The sequence below is a fragment of the Janthinobacterium sp. NKUCC06_STL genome, assembly GCF_019345455.1.
GTDB lineage: Bacteria > Pseudomonadota > Gammaproteobacteria > Burkholderiales > Burkholderiaceae_D > Janthinobacterium > Janthinobacterium rivuli.
In genome coordinates this window covers 234,002-258,350 of the sequence record NZ_JAHKQY010000004.1, presented here as the reverse complement: position 1 = coordinate 258,350, position 24,349 = coordinate 234,002, and the positions used below count along the sequence as shown (strand labels likewise).

Here is a 24,349-nt window from a genome sequence, read left to right as displayed (position 1 = left end):
TAACTGTTGCGTCACCCATGCGGATCGGCCGTGTTGCCGAGCAGATCGTGCAACGCGGTCGGCCGATCAACTCCCAGTCATTCGCCGATGTGGCGAAGGCCTCGGATGACAGGTATCCTCCCTGCCCTGTAGAGACTCTTGCCGCGCTCAAGCAAAAGCTGACCTTCCCTACATATGACTGCCTGCGAAGGATGGCATAGCTGACCGAAGCAGCAGCAGAGCGCCTGCTTTTGCGCGCTGTGGCGGCACAGTTGGCTACGAAAAACTGGCCCGTCATCTGCTTCGTGTGCTGGGCCAGATCGGGGACTTTGCACGCTGGTGGTGGACTGCTCATCATGAGCCTCCCAGCCCGCTCAATTGCGAAAAGCAGTATTTTGAGCGTCTGAAGAGCGTCTAGCGAACTCGTGGCGATTCAGAGTGCATTTTTTTTCATTAAGTATCAAAGTCAGTTTATCCGCTTGGCAAGCGCAAGTTACAATGGCATCAGCTCGCTTCAAAGATGAGCAGATGTAGTACAGGTGTCATCAAAAACGCATTAACGGCATAGCGCTCCGGTCTCGCTATGGCTGGAAATTTTCACCTAAAAGATGTTGATCAGTTGCTGGCCACCGGCCAGCGCGCGATTTCATTGATGATAAAAAGTATTTAATTGATGACTATAACTAAAAATGCGGCAGTAATCGAGGTGCTTGATTACATCAAACACGTTGAGACACTTACCAAATCTGCTCCCATTGTGGTTCCAACTGAATATTTTGCGGTGCTTGAATCGGAGATGCGGGCAATTCCCGGACTCGAATTCAATCAGGTCGAAGATGGAGACGATGTGTGGCTGCGCGTTCCGCGGCTGATGGAAGTCAATCCGCCTCCGCCTCAGGAAGAGCTGATGAGCTGGCTAATTCTTTCGAAGTTGCCAACCAAAGAGCCAGAGCTTCGCAAAGAGGTAATGATTAAGACCTCCAAGAAGGCGGACTCAGAGGCGGCGTCTTTGAAATTGGTCAACTTCCCTGAGATCAAAGAGCTTTTTGAATGGTATGTTGAACACCTCTGGACGCCCTGGGCCATCGTGGAACGTGAGCGGCGTAAGACCATGGTTATCTACGCCAAACTCTTTTCGCTCCAGCAGCATATGACTACCGAGGGTGCAGAAACCCCCATCGAGCTTGTGTGGGGCATTGGTCACACCATTTGGAAGCCGGAGGGGAAGGCCAAAACAATTAAGCATCCTCTCATCACACAATTGTGTGACCTGACCTTGAATGACCGTAATTATGCACTTGAGGTGCGGCCACGTGACACGGAGCCGCGCTTGGAGTTGGACTGCTACGCCGAGATTGAGAATAGCGGCGTTCCTGCCGTAATGGGTTTCTGGAAGGCTGACCAAACGGCTTCGGCGAACAGCATTACCCCATACGACTCGAATACCTTTGACCGCGTGCTGAAAAATGCCGTGGCTAATCTTGATGCCAACGGCCGTTACACCACGCCTGAAGATCGGAGTATGCCCGAGGCAAGCGAGAGTCTTTGCGTCACAGACACATGGGTGTTTTATGCCCGTAAGCGCTCTGAGCATATTTTGTTGCAAGACATTGAGCGCCTGATTTCCATGTTGGAAGGTAGCGCAGTGGTGCCTGACGTCATCCGCAGCTTCGTAGAGCGGGGTAGCACTGAAGTAAAGGCGCCGGCAAAAATTGTGTTTCGCGGCCTTTCCTCGAGCAGTTCCGCTGAGGGCGTTCGCGAGCTATATTTTCCGCTTCCCTATAATGATGAACAGGTAGCCATCGTTCAGCAATTGGAGACTGGGAATGGCTCTGTCGTCCAAGGTCCGCCTGGAACTGGCAAAACGCACACGATCGCCAATATCATCAGCCATTACCTGGCGCAAGGCAAACGTGTCCTCGTGACATCCAAGGGCGAAGCTGCTCTTTCAGTGGTTCAGGAAAAGCTTCCGGAGTCAATTCGGCCCCTTTGCGTCGCGCTTCTCTCCGAAGACAAGGCTGGCATGAAGCAGTTTGAGGCCTCCATTCAGGAGATAGCAACTCGGGTAAGCGCTTTGCAGCCAGCAAGAGTGGCCCAGGAAATTAGCAACTCCGAGCGGCATTTGGACGAGATGCACCGGCAGCTAGTTGCCATTGACACAAACATTGCAGAGTTCGCACGCCAGCATATGAGCAAGTTCATCTTGCATGGCAAAGAGATGAATCCTCCCGATTTAGCGCATTTTGTTCTGGATAACGAGGAGATCTATAGTTGGCTCGATGACGTCCTGGATGCTGGACGACACGGCAATGTGCCCTTTGCAGAAAGCGATATTGCCGCGGCACATACTGCACGCGTATCACTGAAAAAAGATATTGCCTATTTGTCGGCCAAGCTACCAGCCGCAGAGGACTTTTGTTTCGGTCCTGAGCTAGCGACGTTGCACAACGATCTGGTGCGTGCACGCCAGATTGAATCCAAGGTCAAAGCGGGAGACACGTTGCCGTTGGTCGACGCTACGTTGGAGACATTCCAAAAGGCCGAATCGCTTGCGCCGTTCTTGGAAGCTTACCTGACGCTCCAACGCGAAGTGGCGGACTATGGGCACTCTTGGGTTTCGAAATTGTCAAAAGCATACGCTTCGATACAGCCAGACGTCGTCTTGTTGCAATTGAATGAACTTTTGTCTGTTGTCGATGAATTGGAAGCTTGCCGCAGGAATTTGATGAGGGCGCCGGTTGAACTTGCTGCGAACGCGGAATTGCATGAAGACTTTATCGATGCATTGGGGCGCCTGACTCAAGGAAGGAGTCCTTTTTCGCTTCCATTTGGTAAGAAGGAGGCCCGGGAAATCATTAATACGGTGACTGTTTCTGGAGAAAGAGCCGCCAACAAGCAGGCATGGCAAGCTGTTGCCGCTACGTGCGAGCTTCGTAAGGATGTGCGCCAGTTAGTGGCGCGCTGGAATGCCGTTGCTGAAGAGTACGATTTACCACACGTTGAAACCGGTACCCATTCACTGCGCCAGTTGACTGACATTGCAACGAAAATCGGGCGGCTCCGCGAGTTCGTTCAGGCCTATGAAGTCGCCTTGCCTGCTCAGGTTGAAGCAGTGTTTGGCCGACGGGTCCCCGCAGCCACTATTGCAGAAATTGGGCAGTTGCTTGCGAGTCTCAGTGAGCACTTTGACAAGAACCGCTTGAACTATGCCGGCTCCCGTGTGGCGGGATTCCAGGCGAAGCTCGAACACAAGAGCGGAGCTATTGTGATTGCGATGAGCGCATTTCTGCGTCATGAAGTCGGCAATGCGGCGCGTACACCTGAATACATTGGGTTGGAATGGACCGAAAAATTATCCGAGTTGCGTCACGTGTTGAGCCTGCGAGATAAACTCGATACGGTGAGCCAAGTTGCAAGCCGAGTTGAGAATTCTGGCGCACCGAAGTGGGCGGCACGCCTGCGTTTGGAACCTGCGCTTGGTGAAATAGATCCTGTGACGCCGACAAATTGGCTCGAGGCTTGGTATTGGCGCTGTGCAAGGACATTCCTGGACAGTATTGACGTACATGAGAAGCTCAAAAAACTGCAGGAACAGCGGCATGAAACCGAACGATCGCTGAGTACTGCATATAAGGAGCTGATTTCTGCGAAGACCTGGCTGGGGGTGTACAACAACTCCCCTGAGTCGGTGCAGCAAGCATTACAGCAATATCTCAACTCCATTCAGTCCGTGGGTCGCGGTACCGGGATTCGCGCGATTCGCCACCGTCGCAATGCACGTGAGGCCATGACTCGCGCGTACTCGGCCGTCCCATGCTGGGTCATGCCGCAATGGCGTGTTTCGGAAAGTATTCCCGCCGAATTGGGATTGTTTGATCTGGTCATCGTGGATGAGTCGTCTCAATCAGATATCTGGGCATTCCCAGTTCTCCTACGTGGAAAGAAACTCCTTATCGTAGGAGATCATAAGCAGGTGTCACCTGGCGCAGTCGGGATGGCAGAGGAAAAAATCAAAGATTTGCATCATCGGTTCCTGGCCAAGCAGCCGCATGGCTCCGAGATGACGCCAGACAAATCTATTTATGATCTGGCTCGCGTTGTTTTTGCCGGCAATTCAACCATGCTGAAGGAGCACTTCCGCTGTGTCCCGGCCATTATTGAATTTTCGAACCGAGAGTTCTATCAAAACGAGATTCGGCCTCTGCGTATACCAAGCCGCTCCCAGCGTCTCGATCCGCCCCTAATTGATGTTTACGTCAAAAGCGGATACCGCAAAGGCGATATTAACCCGCCTGAAGCAGATGCCATCATCGACGAAATCGAGTGCATCATTGCAGACCCAACCTTGGTTGGACGCACTATTGGTGTTGTGACGTTGCAGGGAACCACGCAAGCGGCACATATCCACGGGTTGTTGCATCAACGCATCCCAATGAACGATATTCTGGAACGCCACATCATGGTGGGTACTCCACCGACATTTCAGGGGGGCGAACGAGATATTATGCTGGTGTCCATGGTCTCAGCCAAGGGCGACAAGGCAACAAGTAGTGCTGCAACTTTCGAGCAGCGCTATAACGTTGCAGCATCACGGGCTCGGGAACGCATGATGCTTTTCCGCTCGGTCGATGATGCTGACATGAAGTCAGACGACCTTCGCTCTAAGCTCATCCGCCATTTTTCCTCCCCGTTCACGCAGGATGCTCATCTTGTCAGTAATCTGAGGGACTTGTGCGACTCAGGCTTTGAGCGTGAGGTGTACGACATACTGACCACCAAAGGATATCGCGTAAAACCCCAGGTGAAGGTCGGTGGATACAAAATCGACTTTGTGGTGGAGGGTGCAGAAGACCGGCGTCTTGCTATTGAGCTGGACGGAGACCGCTTCCATGGTCCTGGCCAGTGGCTGGATGATATGACGCGTCAACGGGTACTTGAGCGCGCAGGCTGGACTTTCTGGCGTTGCTTTGCCTCCAGTTATTACATGAGAAAAGACGAGGTACTTGGAGATTTGTTTGCGACGTTGGCCAAGATGGGGATTGACGCGATCGGTGCGGAGTCCGTGGATAACACGAGATATGTCGAGAAACGCATCATCGATCCTTCGGCAACTATCGTGCCCGAGCAAGTAATCGAATTGCATGCAGATGGGGAAAGTTCGGAGGTTGCATGAGCCGGCCATTGTTGAATCTTTCGATTGTGGAGCTGTGCGATAAACTTGATGCGTCGAATGGCGCTACCGTTGTTGCTTTGGAGCTTGTGAAAGAGCTCAGGCACCGAACTACGCCGAAGGCCGTTGCACTCTGCAAGCGGGTTCTAGCGGTCATTGCCAGCAATCCGTCGCCGCGTGCGTTTCAATCTCTTCTTTTACCTGAGCTGGAAATGCTTACAGTTTCGCATCTACATGATGCCAATGTAAGAGCAGCATTGGTTGAGGTCCTTGGGACTAGGAATTCCCCTAAAGCACAGAAGCTGCTAGAGATGCTAGCTACAAATGGTCGGCAGGTGTCTGCTACGGACACGGATGTGACAACAAACACCAGTACACCATTGGCATCACAACGGACTTCCGACGCTGCGATCGACACTTCTGAAACAGTAAGCGTGTCGTCAGCATTACCTCTTATTCTGCCCTCCCAGGTAGATCAGCGGCTGCCTTCTGCTACTGAGACTTCCCAATTGGGTTCCAACTTAGAACAAGCGTTTGCGCTGTTTGGCGTTTCTATCGAGGCATCCTGGAGCGAAATTGAAGGGGCACGGCAGAGATTAGTTTTCCAATATCGGCCTGGTTCGGGTGTCGAAAAGGACCACGCACAAGTGGCCTTGAAAGGCATTGCTGATGCTTATGTCTTGTTAGCCAAGCATATGCAAAGCAAAAGGTAGCCAACCGTTAGGGCCCGCGGCGATGATTTGTATGGTAACGGTCACGCCCCGTCGAAATGAGCGTAGCAACGACTTACACGCACAGCCAGCTGCCTAGTTACACATCCAACTGCAGGTTTGCACGTCATTTTTTTGCAAGTCGCAAGAGAGGCAGCCGTCCGGTTGTCCTTTCTGATATCTAATGTAAAACTAAACACGGCTAGTGGTGAGCGAGTACGCGAAGGATTGCGGCAAGGGGGCACTGTAGTCGATCCGCGACCCGTCAACCTTCCCTGTCAATACAGCTACGAGGGCTCCACATGTACACATAATGCTTCCAAGAAGATCATCGTGGTACGGGCCGGCTGGTACAAGTTCGATCCTCAGTGCTCCGTTGTGGCATTGCCGAAAGGGACAATGTACAGTCGAGATATCTGCACAAATGGTGTCCTCTGTCGCTGCTTTCGTCTCATCGGAAATTGGGAGTTGCGTCCAGCTAAATGTGATTTTCAAAGTTATCTCCTATAGGTAATCGGTGGCAAAAGGCCACCAAGAACGTGACTGTAAAGCCGATTAGCGAATATCTTGGATTATTTGACTGAAGTGTTCTTTTGCGCGCCGAATTGACCCACTCTGTTTGACCCTCCCTCCATTGCCTGGCGAACGCCGCCACTCGGTCGTAAGACCCCTTGAACCCCAATTCCGTTAGATCCTCGTGAAGCTGTTTTAGGCTGCGCCGTTGCTTGCGTGATTTGGCCGCCTCGGTCTTGAGCCAGCCTGCGAGGTGAAAAGCGTATGGGTCGATGGCGCTGGCCGATTGGCGCTCCGCATAGGCGGGCTCGGTTGTCTCCGAGCGCAGATAGCGCCGGACGGTGTTGCGCGAAATGCCGAGGCGCTTCGCGATTTCCCTCAATGAGACTTGGTCGCGAAGATGCCAGCGCCTAATAATTCCTAGTAATGCCACGTCAATCACTCCGATCCCCTACTCATTCAGATAAGTAGGATTGTGTGCTAAACGTGGGTCAATTTTCGATGCAAATTATGCGGCTAAGTGGGTCAGTTTTCGGTGCAAATCAACACCGCGCCCTCAATGGCTTCGTTCGAGGTACCAAAGCGTTGCTGGGCCACGTACATGCGCAGCATGCGCGCCAACCCGATCGGCGGGTGACCAACGCCCTCGACCTTCGGCTAGAACGGCTCGATCTCTTTATGCAACTTGCTCCACGGCGTCACACTGTCGATCTTGGCCAGGAAGCGGTCGCGCCGCGTCAGCTTTTTCTTGGCGGCGTATTCAAGGTCGGAGAAGGTCTTTTGCATGACGGATCACATCGGGTGAACGTAGCGTTATTGTCTCAGGTCGGCCTACCGCAGGGGAACGGACCGCGATGAATTAATCAGTGCTTCCCTAGATGTGATGTTTCAATAGGTTGTTGTGGTTCATTCGGATTGGATTTGAGACACTGGAAATCGCCAAACCCCCAGTTCTCAAGGAAACCAACCGAATGAACATCCATAAGAATGCCCGATTAACGCTGATTCGTCGAGTCGAGATGGTCGAAGACGTCCTGCTTAACCGCCTGCCGAGCTGCCAGGCCGCTACCCGCTACGCCGTGAGCGAAGCAACCGTGCGCAAATGGCTGGGGCGCTTCCTTGCCGAGGGGCGAGAGGGCTTGATGGATCGATCGTCGCGTCCGCTGCATAGTCCTTTGGCACTCGACGCGGGCAAGGCACTGACGGTTGTCGAGCTACGCAAGAAGCGCATGACACAGGCAAGGATTGCCCAGTACCTGCAGATATCGAAGGCCACGGTAAGCCGTGTGCTGGCGCGTGCCGGCTTGTCCAAACTGAGCGATCTCGATCCCGTCGAACCGGTGCAGCGCTACGAGCATGCAGAACCAGGCGACCTGATTCATATCGATACCAAGAAGCTCGGGCGTATTGAAACCACCGGCCATCGTGCGACGGGAGACCGGCGAGACCGTACGCGCGGCGCCGGCTGGGAAGTCTTGTTTATCGCCATTGACGACCATGCCCGCATCGCCTTCACGGAGCTCTATCCTGACGAAACCCAGGAGAATGCCAACCGATTCCTCGCCAATACCCACGCCTATTTCTGCTCACTCGGGGTGCGCCCCAAAGCGTTGTTGACCGATAACGGCTCAGCCTTTCGCTCCAAGTCATTCAAGGCCACTTGTAGCCAGATAGCATTGAAGCACCGCTTTACACGGCCCTATCGGCCACAGACCAATGGCAAGGCCGAACGCTTCATCCAGTCAGCCTTGCGCGAATGGGCTTACGGCTTTGTTTATAACAACTCACTGGAGCGGGCCAACATGCTCAAAGAATGGAACCATCACTACAACTGGCACCGGCCGCATCAGGGCATTGCTGGCAAGGCCCCAATGTCACGGCTCAGATCCGGCCAGAATAACCTCTTGCAACTTCACACCTAGACCGCACGCTCGTGCGACCATCCATGCTGCGCTACGTTGCGCGACTCTAACTTACTCTAACGGCAAAGTTCACAGTTAAAATATGTGCAATATTTCGCCATTTTTCGACTCGTAGCAGGCTATAGCAGCAAGATATGTTTCGTTTGTAAAAAATGCATACCGTGCCCCTCAAATACTTATCACGAAAGGAAACTTTCTGTAATTTACGGCAATCCTCCCTAAATCAAAGATACGAGAATGACCAAATCATACCCACAAAATTTATCCCTAGAGCAATTATTGCTCACTTCAAAAGCTCTCGCCCCACTGGCAGATGAAGAATTAAACCGTTTGCGAGAGATTGAACGACTTGATGTTGCAAATTACTCTGAAGCAGATGTTAGGGCAACTGTCATTGATCCAATTGTTCGGGCACTGGGATATAAGAAAGGTACATATTTCTCAATTGAGCGTGAAAAAACGTTAAAGGTCATGGGGAAAGCATTATCAATCGACTACAACATGATTTTAATGCGGGAAAATTTTTGGGTGATAGAGGCAAAAAAAGTAAAAAGGAAAGTAAAGAAATTTTCGAAAGATGAAATACATCAAGCCCTTGTTTATGCTTCGCATCCCGAAATAAATGCCGCACTTTTAGTTATTAGCGATGGAAGAATACTTCATGTTTTTGATAGAGAAGAAAGTCTAGAAGCTCCAATTTTGGAGATAGAAATAGTGAATTTGGTAGAAGAATTTGATAAATTAAGAAAAATACTTTCGCCTTGGCAGGTATGGTTTTTCGAAAAAAGACGAATTCTTCGATTATTGGATAAGGTATTTGATTGCGAGACAAACATGGATAGGCTTTCCGAGTTTCAGGAGCTTATTTCTGGAAGACTCGATCAAAAAAGAGATGTCGTGGTCCGAAACTACCAGAACAAATCTGCAAACTTCAATTCTTCCGAGCATATAAATTATTTATCAAAACTTCACTATTGCGACCTAATAAACATACATCTTCCAATCAACCATACCATTGAAGAAATCAACACAATATCAAAAACACTTGTCGAACATTGCAAAAAAAATAGCTTCGACGTTATTTATAAAATTTTTCCTGATATCCCATCAGCAACAAATGACTATTATTGGGCTGGAGCCCTACATTTCCTCTTCGCATTAGATTATTCAGGTCAAGAAATAAACTGGCTCCCGACATATCTTCGAGACGAAAGCGCAGATCGACCCACCACAGCCATGGGAATCAAGAAACTGATTGCTCACTGTTTAAATGGGTTCTCTAGCAATCCTGATCGTCAATATATAAATCTATATGCTGCATCTGTTAGGCGTTATGCCAAACAAATGCTTGTTAGAATATCAAATATAAATGAAATAGGGAAACTTCAGCATGCTTTATTTCGACATAATTTTGACGAATTATCATGGTACCAACTAACATCCTCACCAGATATTCATAGAGGTCAAATTTTAGACAATGTGACATACACCATGACAAAGAACATGATTTCTCAGTGTACGGATGATCGCAACAATTTCAACTCAAAAAAGGCTAGAGAGCTCACCAAAAATAGCTGGCGATTAGAGAAGGAAAAATTGGGAGACGGAAGTGAATATATATCAGCCCTAAATGCAACAAACATTCCCGAGGCATTTCCTAGCGAAATTGCATATATATCATACGACAATCTTGGCCATCTCTGTCTTTGCATGATAAATTCATCTCAAAAATGGAAGCAATACACAATAGAGAATCATGCTGCGGAAATACGAAAAATTGCACAATATGGATCATTTATCGCACATGAACTATTGGGCAAAACCGTAGATTTTGACGCCCCCCCCAGTAATAGACCGAGCACTCAAGAAATAGCTGATCGGTTCTTTTTCGGTGATATCAATATACTTCAGAACCTTTCTAGCAGCTATCGCGTTTTCATTTAATTCGTCAAATAAATATCACCCACTTTTAGCAGTATTGGTTATGTGGAAATTCTTAGTTAGTATTCGTCATATCAACCTGCCCCCGCGAGCATCCGTACGCGGACATCGGCAACATGCATTGCATGAACGCCGACCTGTCCGACCGGCTCCACTTGCTACAAATCCTGATCCGCCTGGGTTCCATCGCCGAGGTCAAAGTAAATTGCCACGAATTCACTAGACACTCGCAAGTCGTTTGAAATGCGGCTTTTAGAAGTATTGGGAGCAACTTGTTGTTGAAGCGGTGGCGTACGCGCCGTCACTGCCCCTCCTATCCCTGGTCCGGGTGATCTTACGTTAACGATCCGCGACGAACGCAGGGGCGATATTTTTTCACGTTGTCTTTTTGCTTACCTGCAGACTCATTTACCAGCGATACATTCAGAAGTGGTGTCGGGCACTTTGTTTACTGGCAATGCGCTGGAGATATCTGAACGCCTTCATACTGTGCATAGTCGGGATAAACGTTTGTTGCTAGTCTTACCTTGCAGTCTTCGTCGAACCACAGCAAATTATTATCGTACAGCGCATGTAAGTCTTTCCTAATCATGAAACCATCGCCTGCACTATTTTGTCCAGAACGCCAATTTCTTCCAGTTTTATGCGCTGCGTCCAAAACTTGTCTAATTTTGCAGCCACTTACAATGCAACGGCCTTCACACGCAATAAAAACACTCTTACTAAATGCTTGTTGATCAGGCCGTACTTGGACTTCTGCGAACTTGGCAGCCCTAGTTTCTAATTGCTCTTTTTCAATATCACGAGAACGCGTTTCTATTAATTCCAATATTTCTTCTTTTCCTTTATTGAAGCGCCGAAGTCGCCCATTGGGATCTGTTCCATGAAGCTTGCTAAATTCCGTAGCTGTGATCGGATTTTTCCTCAAATCGGCATACCAATCTACTTTTCGGTGAAACTCTCGGACTTCCTTTTTGCTTACTATGTCCTCAGTGCGAGTGACTCTCAGTACATCATTATCAGAAAATTTTCCTGCGGCAACCCCTCCGATTCCGTTTTCCCACATCAAAACTATTGCGCCAATAGCTGGTTGAGCAAGTTTTTCAAGGTCGTCTTCGTCCCTACTAAGTACAGCAATCCCACGCTCCAACCATCTATTATGCAGACTTTCGCCGGGATTTGTCACCTGATCAGTATTAATGGTGTAGGTATCTGGTAGCAATTAAATTTCCTCTCAAGATTTTATTGAAATAAGTCAATCAAAGATAAAAATACGATTCTACTATGTTTTTTTGAGATTTATTAATTTTCGATATTGAAAAATTCAGATAGTTGATATCGTTCTTTTGGGTTATTCTGAGTGAAAAAATTAAATGATCCGCTGGTTGTGCAGTTATTTAGTTTCGTGCGATCATATTCCTCGTCTTAGCCTGGCCCTGTTCCGTGCCTTCCCATAGCAAAACGCCTTGTGACGTTAATCTTAGGATTCGCGGGGCGCGGCGCAATCGATTCGAATCGTCTTTCGTATTATTTCCGTTCTACAATGATGCATTTAAGTTAAAGTGTTGCGTTGATCGAGTGAGTCCGCAGCCGTTAACCGCCCAAGAGCATAACAAGTTGCCAATCGAAAAACTCACACATTGTCACATGCTTGTGCGAAAGTCCGCTTGGGGGGAAAGCCATCTGTCAGAATCAAGTCGCTGCAGCCATCAACTCTGGTGGCGATAGCCAGGCCGATCTGGAGACGACCTTGTTCAACTATTTAAAGCTTTACAACCACCACATTCCACAACGAGTCATCGGTGCAAAAAACACCCATCCAGGCGCTCAAAGAATGGCAGCAAAAGAAGCCGGAGCTATTCGTGAAGCGCGTTTATGATGAAACGGGACTGGACATTTAATGTATATTAAATCCTTTAAGCTCCAAAGTTCCAAAGTTCCAAATTTTCGAAGCATTAATAGTCGCTTTTCGAGTTTGTACAGAATCTTAGTAATGGGCTACAAGATAAGCCGACAGGGCAGTCTAGCCCTATTGGCTGGTTTGCGGGCCGTGGTATGCTACGGCAGAGGTTTATCGATCATTCAGAAAGGGCCGTGGATTAGTGAATATTTCAACCACCATTTTGTTGTCACATTGGGAAAAAGACTCAGGAGACGCTGAACGTCTTTGTGCAGATTTACTACGGATAGAGGCGTTTGAAGATGTTGATCCTCAACATCCACTTGGTGGCCCCGATGGTGGGAAAGATATTCTCTGCAGCAAAGAAGGCAATTCCTTTGTCGCTGCCGTTCATTTCCCGCGCGATTCTATTACTTTTTCAGCCACCACCAAGAAATTCACTTCCGACCTAGAAGAGTCACTCAAGCATCATAGAAACGGTTTTATTTTCTTAACGAACCAACAGTTGACTGTCAGCGAGCGTAGTACGCTGGAAAAGATCGCAGCAGGCAAGCGCAAACGTTGTCTGATTTACCACCTCGAGCGTCTTCGCGTAATGCTAGACTCTCCGGCCGGATACGGCCTCCGCCTTCGGCGTTTGGGAGCGGCCATGAGCAATGAAGAGCAGGCTGCCTTCTTCGCGACGTCGGGCCAGAGCTTTACAGAGGCTCTCAATGTTCAAACCCGGGCCATCGATTCTCTCGCTCGGCGTATTGACCGGTTTGGTCAGGAAGGTCTAACGCTTATAAGGGACACAGCCGCTGTCGTCGCTGGTGCTGTGCGGGGCGAGCACACCGCACTAGGGGCAATGCTTGAGGCGGCTGCAGCCACAAGCTTCAAGCGGGCCTTGGAAGACCCAAAAGATGCTGTTAGCACCCATCTTAGTGCTCCATTACTTCGTTATGTGCACCGGTTGATCCAAGCGATTGATCCGGCAATAGCTGGCAAGTTTCGCGAGACTCAGGTTTGGCTTGTCGACCCAACCGGTACCCCGACTCCCGGCATCGAAAGCCCTTCTTGGGATAAGGTCGCGGGCCTAGTAAAAGTACTCGTCGATGACTGGAACCGCGATTACTCAGGACTGCTCGAAAATCCAGGCATGGTGATTCCTTCTATCGCGCGTTTCTTCCATCGATTGGTTTGGATACATCCCTTTATTGACGGGAATGGCCGCCTCGCTAGGGCGATACTTGCTCTCCAGGCTCGCGAACTACTGGTCCTGCTTGAAGACCCTGTCCTGGATCATGGAGCAGAGTACTACCTCGCACTTCGCGAAGCGGATGAAGGTAAATTTGAACGTTTTGAGCACCTCGTTGAAATAGCGGTGAAGCACGCTGGTTATCTTCAGAAATCTGAATGAGATACTTAGAAACCTTCCAATTCTACGATGATCTTGCCCCCATATAACCAGACACAGCCAATCGTTTAGTTAGCGCCGCTTTCCTGAGCCCGGCGCGCCAGCTCCCTCCTGTACATGCGAGGTGATTTCAAGTTCAACGACGAATGAGGATGCACCTCGTTGAAATGCGTAAAGCGTCTTGCAACTGGGCGAGCACGACTTCTGCCGTGCTGCGGTCCATCAGGCTGACGTAGTCCCGTTTGAACGTGTTCACGAAGCTCTCGGCCATGCCGTTCGATTGCGGGCTGCATACCGGTGTATGCACCGGCTCGATGCCCAGCTCGCGCGCCAGCGCGTGCGTTTCATGGGCTCGATAGGCGCCGCCGTTGTCGCTCAAGAATTCCAGCCTGGTCGAGCCGACGCTGGCCTGGCCGAATCTTGCCTCGACCGCTTCCACCAGCATGTCGTGCACGGGTTCGCCAGGCATGCCACGTTCCGCCCAAGCGCGCCAAGCAATGATTTCGCGGTCACAGCAATCCTTCATGAACACACCGGTCACCACTTCGCCGTTGTCGCAGGCGATCTCGAAGCCGTCCGAGCACCACCGCTGATTGGGTTCGTCCACCGCCACCACGCCATTGTGCACGCGGCTGCTTACTGGGCGTTTGGGCGCCTTACCCAACAAGAATGACGGCGACAACAACCTGCCTCAGATTACAATGGAGACAATATAAGGAAAACACTCGAATGTCCGATACAGGCCGCCTCCCCACTGCTAGTAACGCTCAGAACATTGGTTTCAGAGCCGAAAAATGCTTCACAGCACTCTGTCCAGAAACATGGCTTCCCAAGAGCACAGACGGCACGGACGATTTTGGCATCGACTACCAAGTTCAAACTTTGCAGAATGGCCAAGCTACCGACATGTTCCGGGTTCAGCTAAAAGGGACGACCATACCCGACCTAAACGGTGAGGGAATCCATTTTTCTATTCAACTCAAAGCACCGACCATTCGTTACTATGCGCGCTTTACAGAGCCCATACTACTTGTCCTCTGCGATCTGAGCGCTAATGCCGTCGCCATAAAATGTCCGCTTTATTACGTCTGGATTCATGACGAGTTGCGCAGATTGAACGCACGCAACCTTCCCGACGAACAGCTCTATGTGACCCTTCACGTTCCCAAACAAAACACTCTGAACGGTGACACAGATCTGTCCAAGGACTTGTCGCAATTTAGAGCGCTCGCGAACATCGGAGCCTCGCTGGACATGACACTTGAGAAGCGAAGCCCGTCAATGGACCAGAGAGAACGAGCTGCCCTGCTCGGAAAGCTTCCCGGGGGATTCTCGGCGCGGAGCACCGCCCTTATGGAGTCCCTGTCCGAGGAGCCGGCAACTGTGTGGCCGGACAGGCCGCCTGGATCAATGGCTTGGCTCTTGTTCGAGGTCGAAAAAGATTTGAACACCGGGGCGTTCGAGCGAGCTGCAGGACGACTTGTTTCGGCAAGCGCATTGATGCACAAAGCTGTTCCATTGGAAGTCGCGGACTACTGGCATCTCACCGGACGCGAGAGCCTATCTCGTCTTTGCCAAAACGAGGCCTGTGGTTCCTTTGAGAAGGCCATGGAAGCCGCGCCAGGGCATCCAAAGTATTTGGCTGCTTGGGCAGAGACTAAGTTTGGCATAGGTTTTTCTGAAGACAGTCCTGGTGATATGGGCGCCATACTTGCCAAATTGACGTCCTCCGAACCGGCAGTCCTGTCGATCAAGGCCCGCATTCTTGCCGCAGAAAAAAGATTCGACGAAGCGGAGCAGACGTTGTCAGCGTTCTCCGGTGCTGAGCAGCTCTCAGCCTTGGCCATCATCCGCACAATGCGCTCACGTTCCACAGATGCCCTCGCCGCCTGCGAGGCCGCCCTACTGCTGCCAGACTTGAAAGATGGGACGCGCATTCTGTTTTTGATCATCAAAGCCCGCGCCCAATTCAACATTGCGTTGAACCTGGATTCGGAAAGCGGAAGTCACCCCCTCCCGCTGACAGGCAGGCCCGAAGTTAATTTGAATCTGGTGCACGATGCTTGGAGCGGCATGAAACTGGCTGCGGATGGCCTGCGAGCAAGCGGCTGGCCAGTCAACGTCGAATTTTTGGCAGATATTCTTTGCGCCGCCAGCTCAATCATCGGCAAACAGGAACAGGCGCTGGCGATTCTGAAGGAGGCAGTAGAAAAGCGCCCATCCCTTCCGACTCTGCAATCCGCTGTAGAGTCTTTGGCAACCCAGACAGGCGATTTTGATCTTGCTCTGAGTTCCAACGCGATGCAACCGCAAAACTCCACCACTATGCTTCGCAAGACCGCCATGCTGCACGTCACAAAAAGAGATGCCGAATGTGTGGCGTTTTTCGAGACGCAGCTACCGACAATTAACCGTACCGATCCCATGTTCGGAGAAGCTCTCAGCTCGGCCATAACCTCCGCTGACCGCTTGGTCAGGGGGGACTTAGTCGAGACATGGTTACCGCTTTTTGAAGGAAGTCCAGAGCTTTCATATCAACGCGCGGTATGGAACTACGCCTCGACCATCTCCAAAAATAAAGCCAAGCGAACCCAGGCACTCGACGAGCTTTTCGCCGAGTTTGAAAGCCAAAATCGGCCATTCTCGCTCGCGATTCATTTGTTTCATGCGCTCAATCCTCATCAATTGGCCGAGGCTGAAAAGATCGTTGCGGTCGCAGAGGTGTTGATGGGTGACAGATTGTTACCGGTCGAACCACTTTTGCAATTAGGGCAGGCCTACACGACGCTGGGGAGATGGGAGGAGCTATTGGCACTCGCGGAGGATGGCCGCGAGCGTTTCGCCGAGAACCCAACATTGGCCGCGGTCGCCGCTTTGGCATTAGACCGGTTGGGCCGCACAGCAGAAGCGCGCGCGCTGTTATCCCCGATAATTGCGAAAGGTGTATCGGAACTATTCGTTCTTACGGTTCACATCGACATCTCCATTCGATGCGGCTTTATGGATGAGGCAATGGCAATGACGGAGAAAATGCTGGCTCTGTCTAGTGGGACCGACAAAAAAGTAGAACATCTGAAGTTGCTTCATCATTTGGTTCGAGCGAAGAATCCGTCCGATCCGCGCGCGCACGCAATTGCTTGGCGCATCGGAGAGTTGATCGACCCCGACGACGAAATCGATGAGAGCGCATTCTTAATGATGGTCATGACATCGCCTCATCCCACAGAGCCCGACGCAGAGCAAATCACAGAATATCAAGCCAGGCTGAAGCGCTACTCTGAAAAATTTCCGAACTCGAAGGTATTGCGTTCTGCGTCTTTCGCTGAAAACGCGACGCCAGAGGAAATGTTGGAGACATTGATGAGGTTGGTTGGGGATACCCCCGAAAGCATTGAGGTCCGCCGCCAGCAAGCAGAGTCGTTAAGTGAAAAGTCGAAAGGAGCGCCATTCGCCTGGCGTCCGCAGCTCGACGCAAATTTGGGGCGAGACCTTCCTGCACTGTGGGAAGCATCCAAGAAAGCGAAAGGCACAGATCAATGCCTACTGCTGCAAATGATCCAGGGGCAATGGAACGCATTCCCGTGGGACAAGATGCGGGATCAAATTCCATTGATGGATCATCTCTCTTTGTTGGTTGCTAACGACCTCGACCTCATCGACCTGATTTTCAAACTTTTTCCCAAAGTGGCCGTTGCACAGCGGACGATGCTTGAAATCGGCAAGCTGGCCGACCCTGTTTTTGGATCATTCGCTGGAGAAAAATGTCGATCAATACAGGCCAGTCTTCAGAAGCACTTCGGACAACTGCTACAACCTAGAAGCGCCAAGGCAGATGCGGAAGACGGCGGTGTCGCCTCCCTCCGAATTGCGGCAGAGATCCAAACTTTGTCAAAGCAACCTCAGCATCTTTTGTATTCCGACGATTCCATTTTTAGAATTTATTGTCAAGGGCATGATGGCGATTTTCAAAGCATCTGCGTTTTGGATATTTTGGCTACGCTGGAAAGCAACGGACTGCTAACTTCGAGACAGGTAGCGGATAAGATTGGCCAGCTATGCAGCTGGGGCGTTGGAATCGCAGTCCAGCAAGGATGGCAGCTTGCCAGCCTGCCCACCAGCTTGTCCACTGCAAAAAATGTGAAAGAAGGCGAGGACATCCTTCACTCCTCAGAGCTTTGTATTTCCATTTTCAAGGGTATGTGGGAGCGTTTTGGCCAGACGTATGGAGAAATGTTACAACATGCTTCAAGTCTAATGGCGGTAATGTTACTCGACGCCAGCCACAGCCCGATATCCATCGCCGCGCTGATCGCCGTTTGGCAGGAGAAGACATTGTTGGCCTCCAATCCTCCACCCAACGTAGAAACCTCCTTGGCTCTCTTGGCCAGGAATACCGCGATGTCGCTCCCCCTGTCTGGAGCTGATGGCTCTATCAGCCTTAAGTTCTGGAAGACTTATCAGCTGTTGCTGGAACGTTTTCAGCCGGAGAAGGAAAATGCGGTGAGGTTGATCGATGGACTACTCATGATCGCATGCGTAGCCATTAACAATGACGTGAAGCCTGAGAGCTTTAGCCGCCGTTCTCTCAAAACATTCTTCGAGTCAGGGCTTAAGGACGGCTCAAATACAAAGCGCGCATTCCAAAATTGTTGCAAGCTTTGGCGCGAGGATGCCGTAAAGAAACTCGGAAGGCTTCCCATATTCGTAGATCATTGGACGCCAGCCTGCGTATCGAAGCCAGACTATTGGCGTCGTTGGGTTCGTGAAAGTGGCAAGGTAAACGTGACCTATTACGGAATAATGCCCCCTACTGCTCCACAACCAGATCCTACGCCACTAATTAGTGAGAATGAAAATGTCAGGGACTATGGATACGGGCAAAAATTGGTCACGCCTCACATCTTCGCGGAGTCGCTCCAATGGGTGCGCAAAATTCCTTAGATAACTGAGTCAGTTTTCCACGAGGCCTCAAAGCTAGCTGCCTGCGTACTGGGAGGGCATTGCGCGTACCGAGAGCAAGGGCACAAGCCAAAGCCTGGGCACATGTGAGCGAGGACGTAATGATCTCCAACCGGCCTGCAGAAGCCGACGATCATGCGGTCCCGGGGCATTGGGAGGGGGACTTGATCATCGGACTAAACCGGTCTGCGATCAGAACGCTAGTTGAGCGTTCAAGCAGTTTCACCATGCTTGTCCACCTGCCTCGCGAGGAAGGCTACGGATTGATACCTAGGACGAAAAATGGCCCCGCGTTGGCTGACTACGGAGCTGTCACGATGGCTAATGCGCTCAAGAATACCGTGACGGACATGCCCACCCTTTTGTGGCAGTCATTGACCGGGGGGCGTGGCAAAGAACTTTCAGATCATGCCCGCTTCACGGTCGAGTACAGGGTGAAGGCACTCTTCGCCGACCCGCATAGCCCATGGCAGCGCGACACAATCGAAAACACGAATAGCCTATTGCGGCAGTACTTCCCAAAGGGTACAGACTTGTCTCGGTGGAACGCTCTAGAAATCCAGGCTGTTGCCAATGCGCTGAATTCTAGACCCCGGAAAATGCTTGGTTGGAAGACCCCGGCAGAAGTACTGGACGAATACCTAAAATTTGTTCAACAGTCTAGTGTTGCGAGGACCGGTTGAGTCCGCCCATTAAACGACTACACATATCCTACTGTGGAAATGACATGTCAAGCCGCATTTCCTTTGAACAACTCGCTATAATTGGTGGGTTGCCATTTTAACAGGAATTCTAAGAAGGTCGGTCATCTCGCCGCCCTCTTGCTATCCGTGACGTGCGCGAACCAGGTTAAGAACCATAAATAGGATAAGCACCAATGACCACTAACGCAAAATTAGCAGTTTTGATTGACGCGGATAACGCGCAAGCCTCTATCATCAAGGAGCTCTTAGAAGAAGTTTCCACGTATGGCACGGCGTCTGTAAAACGTGCTTATGGTGACTGGACCACTACCAATCTCAAGGGTTGGAAAGATACGCTTCATCTTATGGCGATTCAACCTATCCAGCAGTTCAGCTACACCACTGGCAAAAACTCTACGGACTCGTCCCTCATCATTGATGCAATGGATTTGCTCCATGCGCAGCAACTTGACGGCTTTTGTTTGGTGTCGTCCGACAGTGATTTTACTCGCCTAGCTACGCGCATTCGTGAGGCTGGCTTGGTTGTCTATGGCTTCGGTGAGAGGAAGACTCCTGCCGCGTTTGTAGCCGCATGCGACAAGTTCATCTATACCGAAATTTTGCGGCCGGCAGCGGCATCAACAACCAAGCCAACAGGTAAAAGCGCTGCCAAACCAACACCTATCAATCTCGGTGAAACGGAGGAAATTATTCGCAAGGCGATTACTTCTGCTGCAAGAGATGATGGCTTTGCTGCCCTTGCTGGTGTGGGCGCTCTAATCATCAAGAACAGTCCAGCTTTCGATCCTCGGAACTATGGCTGTGAAAAGCTCGGTGAGCTGATGCGGAAGCTCTCATTTGTTGAGGTCAAAGAGGTTCATAGGGAAGATTCTCCTCATGTTCATCTGTTCGTTCGCTTGAAGTAGAGGACAGACATGGCGCTCTTCATTCAAAAGCCTATTTTTTGGAACACTCAAGCATACGTCGCGCCGTCAGGGGTCATTGCGTCCAGTGGCTACCCCAAAGACACCGGCTACGGTCATGAGGAATGGAACAACTCCTCACGGATGTTGCTACAGAAAGGACAACAGCGCTTCCGAGTGTTTCACACTGAGGGTCTTGGCAATGCACCAATTGACGAAAACGCTGGTCAAACTTTTGTCTTCATGACCGTCTCGCATGACAATGTCCAACAGCTTGTAGGCATTGCTGGAAATGCCGTTTGTCTCGCTGCCGAACATCACAGAGAACAACGTGAAAAGCTCGCTAAAGCCCTTTCTTTGAACAACCTTCAAAACGATGCCTGGGCGGTTCCTAATGTTCAGCATCAGTATGGAGGCAGTCGTAAAGATTTTTTGGCTGACTGGAAGAAGGATCTACACTGGATACCTAACTGGCTGTGTCCCGATGATTATTTTTTGTGGCTTGACGAACCTGTGACACTCAATCCAAGGGAAATTACAGGTCAAGCAAAACTGCTTGGCATGTTCGGGACCTACACCAATCTTGAGCGTTCGGTTGCAGCTCGTTTTCTTGATGCGATACCTTTAGAACAGCGTGGCGAGAAGTGGCAACGTCTCAGTGACGCTATTCAATGCGCTCCATCCGAACCGATCAGTGCTGAGGAGATGGCGAACGAAGGTGAGCCAATCACCAGTGTTCTAACCTACATCAATGCTCGGCGTGGTCAGGGTCAATTCCGTGAGGACTTAATCCGTATTTGGGGTGGCGCGTGTGCCGTCACTGGCATTAATTGCCGTGAACTTCTCATTGCTTCTCACATCAAGCCTTGGGCTACTTCAAAGGGCAAGCAAAAGCTGGATGAGCATAATGGCTTGCTCCTATCGGCAAACTTGGACGCCTTGTTTGACATAGGCTTAATCAGTTTCGGCAACGATGGTCAGATGATGATTTCCCCACGCTTGCACGAGAGGCACAGGACCGAGTTAGGACTACCTATGCCACTTCGTTTTTTGCCTAAGGAAGTTACGCCATATCTCGAATATCACCGTGAAAAAGTGTTCCAGAGCTGACAGTGAATCGCCACGAACTCACTAGCCGCTCGCAAGTCGCTTGAAGTTGGGCTTTTTATAAGACCCGGAGCAACTTACTGTTGATGCGGTGGCGTACGCTCCGTTCCCGTCCCGCGTCCTAAGCCGGACACGTCTGGCCGGTGTGGTACGGTGGCGTGGCCAGCAACGTGCCACCGTCCCATTCCATTATGTAGGAGAGTTGCCGCCTGAACTCGTCCCTGCCCTGATCTAGAATGGCACGGTGCAGCCCCGACTTCTGGCTGACCTTCTTGCCCGGCTGGCCGCATGAACCAACTGATGAACCAAATCAGTTCCGCCCGGTGCCGCCCTCATCGCGACCAGGTGCTGCGTTGCTAGTCAACCTTGCGGCGACGCCGGCAAATGGTCGATCAGGTCCACGGCGCCGGTGCGGCCGGCTGTTGGCTATTACCCTGAGACTGCTTCGGTAACTGTTGCGTCACCCATGCGGATCGACCGTGTTGCCGGATCAGACCATGCAACGCGGTCGGCCGATCAGCTCCCAGTCATTCGCCTATATGGCGGAGGCCTTGGACGACAGGGAGCCGGTTCCCAATTCATACATCGAGCAATTTTGACATCCCCCCCGCCCTAAAGGAAGGGGATTCCTACGGCGCGGCGCAATGAGTTGCGAAGCGCTTCGGTGGGTTCCTGCTTCTTCGAGCGGCCTGACTGCGCCATCGCTCCACAAGCTAACAAGCGGTGCCCCCGCTCCAGGATTTGACATCCTCCCTGCCTAAAGGACAGAGATTTCTACAGCGCGGCGCGATGAGTTGCGACACGCTTCGGCGGGTTCCTGCTTCTTCGAGCGGCCTGACTGCGCCATCTCTCCACAGGCTAGCAAGCGGTGCCCCCGCTCAAGCACATTTATCGCGCCAACTGTATCGGCGTGATTTGTGTAACCGCAATTGACGCACTGGAAATTTGCCTGCGTCTGCCGATTGTCTTCCGACACGTGGCCGCAAGCTGGGCATGTCTGGCTAGTGTGGTGCGGCGGCACTGCCAGGAGCATACCGCCGTTCCACGCCATCTTGTAGTCTAGCTGCCGCCTAAACTCGCCCCATCCCTGATCGAGAATGGCGCGGTTCAGCCCCGACTTTTGACTGACCCTCTTGCCCGGCTGTTCGACAGTGCCTTTGGCGGACCTGGACATTTTCCCTACCTGCAAATCCTCAATGCAGACGAGCACGTGGTTTTGGGTTATTGCTGCGGTAATTTTGTGGAGGAAGTCTTTACGGGCATTGACGATGCGGGTGTGAATTTTCTGGACGCGCGCTTTCGCCTTCCTCCAATTACTGCTGAATTTGACCTTACGGCCCATACGGCGCTGGTAGCGCGCCAGGCGCTGCTGGTGTTTCTTGAAGCTGTTGAGCGGCGCGATGAAGCTGCCGTCGCTCAGGGTGGCAAAGCGGGCGATCCCAACGTCAATGCCGATCGCCGTCGCTGCTTTAGGCAAGGGAAGTTCGACCTCGCGACGGGTCAGAATCGACGCGAACCACTTGCCGCATGATTTGCTAATGGTGACTTTGCGCAACTCGCCGAAGACCTCGCGGCTGTTGCGGTAGCGTATCCAGCCCAGCTTGGGTAAAAAGACACGGTCATTACCTTTATCGAGTTTGAACTCCTTCGAGCTCGCGTAGCGGAAGGCATCACCCGTACCCTTGCGTTTGAACTTGGGAAAACCGGCACGCTTCTCAAAGAAGTTTTTAAATGCCCTATCGAGGTCTATTAAAGCTTGCTGCGAGCTGCTGCACGGCGTGTCCGACAGCCAAGGGGTTTCGGAACTGTTGCGCCATGCTGTCAGATATTTCGCCATGGCCACATAGCTGATGAATTTGTTGCCGGCTGCGTGATTTTCTTTTTGCAGAGCCAAGGCTTTGTTGTAGACGAACCGGCAAGAACCGGCGAAGCGGCGCATGGCGCGCTCCTGTTCGCCGGTTGGTCTCAACTCGAACCTGTAGGCTTGATATCTTTCCATGATTTTTCAAGCTTACTCCTGCAAAGGCAGTATCGGCCACAAGAAAGCTAACCAATTTGCGCCGTATTTTTGCTTGACATGGATTGCATACCGTACTGAATTGCACCTCCGCTCTCCCTCCTCTACCTGAGCTGAAACCTCTGCCTCGCGATGATGTCGTCGAGCGAAGAAATGAGCGAGGTTGAGATCAGGGCACCCATTTGGCCAAATCCGCCAGGGTGTGGTCCAAAGTTGAATGCAGTCCCCTCCTTTTGAGCATCCACGAAGTCATCCACCGTGCCGATGGCATCGATCAGGCCAATTTCCTTTGCCTCTAACCCGCTCCAGATTTCCCCGCTGGCGTAGTTGACGTCGTGCCGCAGTACGCGGCCGCGCCGTTCCTCTAGTTCGCGCAAAAATGTTCGCCCTACCCTGTCCACCAAATCCTGCGCCTTGGCTTGCGCGTCCTGGCTAGGCGGTGTAAACGGATTCAAGAATGCCTTCAGGTGACCGGATGCATATACCTGCTGCGAGATTTCCAGGCGGTCCAGCGCACGCGACAGCTGCCATGGCGCGATGATGGCGCCGATCGATCCCACCAGACTGTATTTCCCGGCGATGATCTTGTCGGCGTGCAAGGCAATCATGTAGGCAGCCGATGCGCCAACGTTGCTGATCGCCGCCACTACCGGTTTCGGGTGCTTTTTCCTAAAAGAGTGAATCGCGTTTCCGATACGCTCGGCCTCGGCCGGCGCGCCGCCAGGACTGTCTATTGCCAGAACTATCTGAGTAACGTTGCTTGACTCAAACGCGCGCTTCAGGGCCGGCACGATCTTGTCTGCGGACGCGAGTGAGGTTGCAGCGATCTCGCCTTCGATGTGCACTATGCCTATGACCGGGCCGAAGGGACCTATTTTAAACTGCAACATTTGCATGAAAAAGTACAGGCCGAACAGGAGTGGCATGAGAACGAGCAACGACTTCAGCGCCACGGTGAGGCGGCGAGCAAATTTTCGATCCCGTTCAAGCGCCAGGCGTTCTTCCCTGAATCCCGCGCGTTGTTCGCGTATCTCAGCCAACATCAGTAGTGCGAGATTGGCGGCCTGCAGTTCAGCTTGACTCTTGTCGTCTTTGTTTTCCATGGCGTTTCCTTGGGGGGGCTAGGCGC

11 protein-coding genes and 5 pseudogenes are annotated in these 24,349 nt (G+C 51.4%); 10 read left to right on the top strand and 6 right to left on the bottom strand.

The features are described 5' to 3' along the window. The first annotated feature begins 652 nt into the window (after positions 1 to 652). Together KO539_RS16815 and KO539_RS16810 are read left to right on the top strand one after the other, a co-directional pair. The gene (locus tag KO539_RS16815; RefSeq protein WP_219310623.1) at positions 653 to 5,152 is read left to right on the top strand and encodes an AAA domain-containing protein; all 4,500 of its coding nucleotides are present in this window, start codon (positions 653 to 655) and stop codon (positions 5,150 to 5,152) included. Beyond that, complete coding sequence (locus tag KO539_RS16810; protein ID WP_219310622.1) at positions 5,149 to 5,862, top strand: hypothetical protein; 714 nt, start codon at positions 5,149 to 5,151, stop codon at positions 5,860 to 5,862. The genes KO539_RS16815 and KO539_RS16810 overlap by 4 nt, the downstream gene beginning before the upstream one ends. Before the next feature lie 610 nt (positions 5,863 to 6,472). Here the strand turns inward: KO539_RS16810 and KO539_RS16805 are convergent. Next, positions 6,473 to 6,814, bottom strand: a pseudogene (locus tag KO539_RS16805) (helix-turn-helix domain-containing protein); the annotation flags it as partial. Positions 6,815 to 6,918: 104 nt separating this feature from the next. Then, a pseudogene (locus KO539_RS16800) lies at positions 6,919 to 7,158 on the bottom strand (IS5/IS1182 family transposase); the annotation flags it as partial. A gap of 185 nt (positions 7,159 to 7,343) precedes the next feature. On the opposite strand from KO539_RS16800, the gene KO539_RS16795 reads away from it, so the two are divergent. Both KO539_RS16795 and KO539_RS16790 read left to right on the top strand, forming a co-directional pair. Beyond that, positions 7,344 to 8,294 carry an IS481 family transposase gene (locus KO539_RS16795; RefSeq protein WP_102295951.1) on the top strand — a complete coding sequence of 317 codons (951 nt, stop codon included), beginning with the start codon at positions 7,344 to 7,346 and terminating at the stop codon, positions 8,292 to 8,294. A gap of 237 nt (positions 8,295 to 8,531) precedes the next feature. After that, a complete protein-coding gene (locus tag KO539_RS16790) occupies positions 8,532 to 10,238 on the top strand; it encodes a type I restriction enzyme HsdR N-terminal domain-containing protein (RefSeq protein ID WP_219310621.1) in 1,707 nt (568 codons plus the stop codon). Positions 10,239 to 10,683: 445 nt separating this feature from the next. Here the strand turns inward: KO539_RS16790 and KO539_RS16785 are convergent, their stop codons facing one another. Then, on the bottom strand, positions 10,684 to 11,457 hold the full coding sequence (locus KO539_RS16785; RefSeq protein ID WP_157814846.1) for an HNH endonuclease: 774 nt from the start codon (positions 11,455 to 11,457) through the stop codon (positions 10,684 to 10,686). Between the two features lie 504 nt (positions 11,458 to 11,961). Here KO539_RS16785 and KO539_RS16780 point away from each other — a divergent pair. Beyond that, positions 11,962 to 12,136 (top strand): annotated as a pseudogene (locus KO539_RS16780) (IS481 family transposase); the annotation flags it as partial. Between the two features lie 201 nt (positions 12,137 to 12,337). Continuing rightward, the gene (locus KO539_RS30230; protein ID WP_219310620.1) at positions 12,338 to 13,534 is read left to right on the top strand and encodes a Fic family protein; all 1,197 of its coding nucleotides are present in this window, start codon (positions 12,338 to 12,340) and stop codon (positions 13,532 to 13,534) included. A 65-nt stretch (positions 13,535 to 13,599) separates the two neighbouring features. Here the strand turns inward: KO539_RS30230 and KO539_RS16770 are convergent. Then, positions 13,600 to 14,204 (bottom strand): annotated as a pseudogene (locus KO539_RS16770) (DDE-type integrase/transposase/recombinase); the annotation flags it as partial. A gap of 56 nt (positions 14,205 to 14,260) precedes the next feature. On the opposite strand from KO539_RS16770, the gene KO539_RS16765 reads away from it, so the two are divergent. The 4 genes and pseudogenes from KO539_RS16765 to KO539_RS16750 all read left to right on the top strand — a co-directional run bounded on the left by KO539_RS16765 (position 14,261) and on the right by KO539_RS16750 (position 21,206). Continuing rightward, positions 14,261 to 18,472, top strand: coding sequence for a DUF4365 domain-containing protein (locus KO539_RS16765; protein ID WP_219310618.1), 4,212 nt, complete (start codon positions 14,261 to 14,263; stop codon positions 18,470 to 18,472). A gap of 35 nt (positions 18,473 to 18,507) precedes the next feature. Beyond that, positions 18,508 to 19,173, top strand: a pseudogene (locus KO539_RS16760) (IS30 family transposase); the annotation flags it as partial. Between the two features lie 194 nt (positions 19,174 to 19,367). Continuing rightward, complete coding sequence (locus KO539_RS16755) at positions 19,368 to 20,099, top strand: NYN domain-containing protein (RefSeq protein ID WP_219310617.1); 732 nt, start codon at positions 19,368 to 19,370, stop codon at positions 20,097 to 20,099. A 9-nt stretch (positions 20,100 to 20,108) separates the two neighbouring features. Then, complete coding sequence (locus tag KO539_RS16750; protein WP_219310616.1) at positions 20,109 to 21,206, top strand: HNH endonuclease; 1,098 nt, start codon at positions 20,109 to 20,111, stop codon at positions 21,204 to 21,206. A 754-nt stretch (positions 21,207 to 21,960) separates the two neighbouring features. Here the strand turns inward: KO539_RS16750 and KO539_RS16745 are convergent. Continuing rightward, on the bottom strand, positions 21,961 to 23,202 hold the full coding sequence (locus tag KO539_RS16745; RefSeq protein ID WP_141169651.1) for an RNA-guided endonuclease TnpB family protein: 1,242 nt from the start codon (positions 23,200 to 23,202) through the stop codon (positions 21,961 to 21,963). A 122-nt stretch (positions 23,203 to 23,324) separates the two neighbouring features. Then, positions 23,325 to 24,323 carry a S49 family peptidase gene (locus KO539_RS16740; protein ID WP_219310615.1) on the bottom strand — a complete coding sequence of 333 codons (999 nt, stop codon included), beginning with the start codon at positions 24,321 to 24,323 and terminating at the stop codon, positions 23,325 to 23,327. Between the last annotated feature and the right edge of the window lie 26 nt (positions 24,324 to 24,349).

Bases quoted from the DNA above. Each gene is read 5' to 3' on its own strand.
- KO539_RS16815 (WP_219310623.1), top strand. From the start codon at position 653: ATGACTATAACTAAAAATGCGGCAGTAATCGAGGTGCTTGATTACATC.
- KO539_RS16810 (WP_219310622.1), top strand. From the start codon at position 5,149: ATGAGCCGGCCATTGTTGAATCTTTCGATTGTGGAGCTGTGCGATAAA.
- KO539_RS16795 (WP_102295951.1), top strand. From the start codon at position 7,344: ATGAACATCCATAAGAATGCCCGATTAACGCTGATTCGTCGAGTCGAG.
- KO539_RS16790 (WP_219310621.1), top strand. From the start codon at position 8,532: ATGACCAAATCATACCCACAAAATTTATCCCTAGAGCAATTATTGCTC.
- KO539_RS16765 (WP_219310618.1), top strand. From the start codon at position 14,261: ATGTCCGATACAGGCCGCCTCCCCACTGCTAGTAACGCTCAGAACATT.
- KO539_RS16755 (WP_219310617.1), top strand. From the start codon at position 19,368: ATGACCACTAACGCAAAATTAGCAGTTTTGATTGACGCGGATAACGCG.
- KO539_RS16750 (WP_219310616.1), top strand. From the start codon at position 20,109: ATGGCGCTCTTCATTCAAAAGCCTATTTTTTGGAACACTCAAGCATAC.
- KO539_RS16745 (WP_141169651.1), bottom strand. From the start codon at position 23,202: ATGGAAAGATATCAAGCCTACAGGTTCGAGTTGAGACCAACCGGCGAA.
- KO539_RS16740 (WP_219310615.1), bottom strand. From the start codon at position 24,323: ATGGAAAACAAAGACGACAAGAGTCAAGCTGAACTGCAGGCCGCCAAT.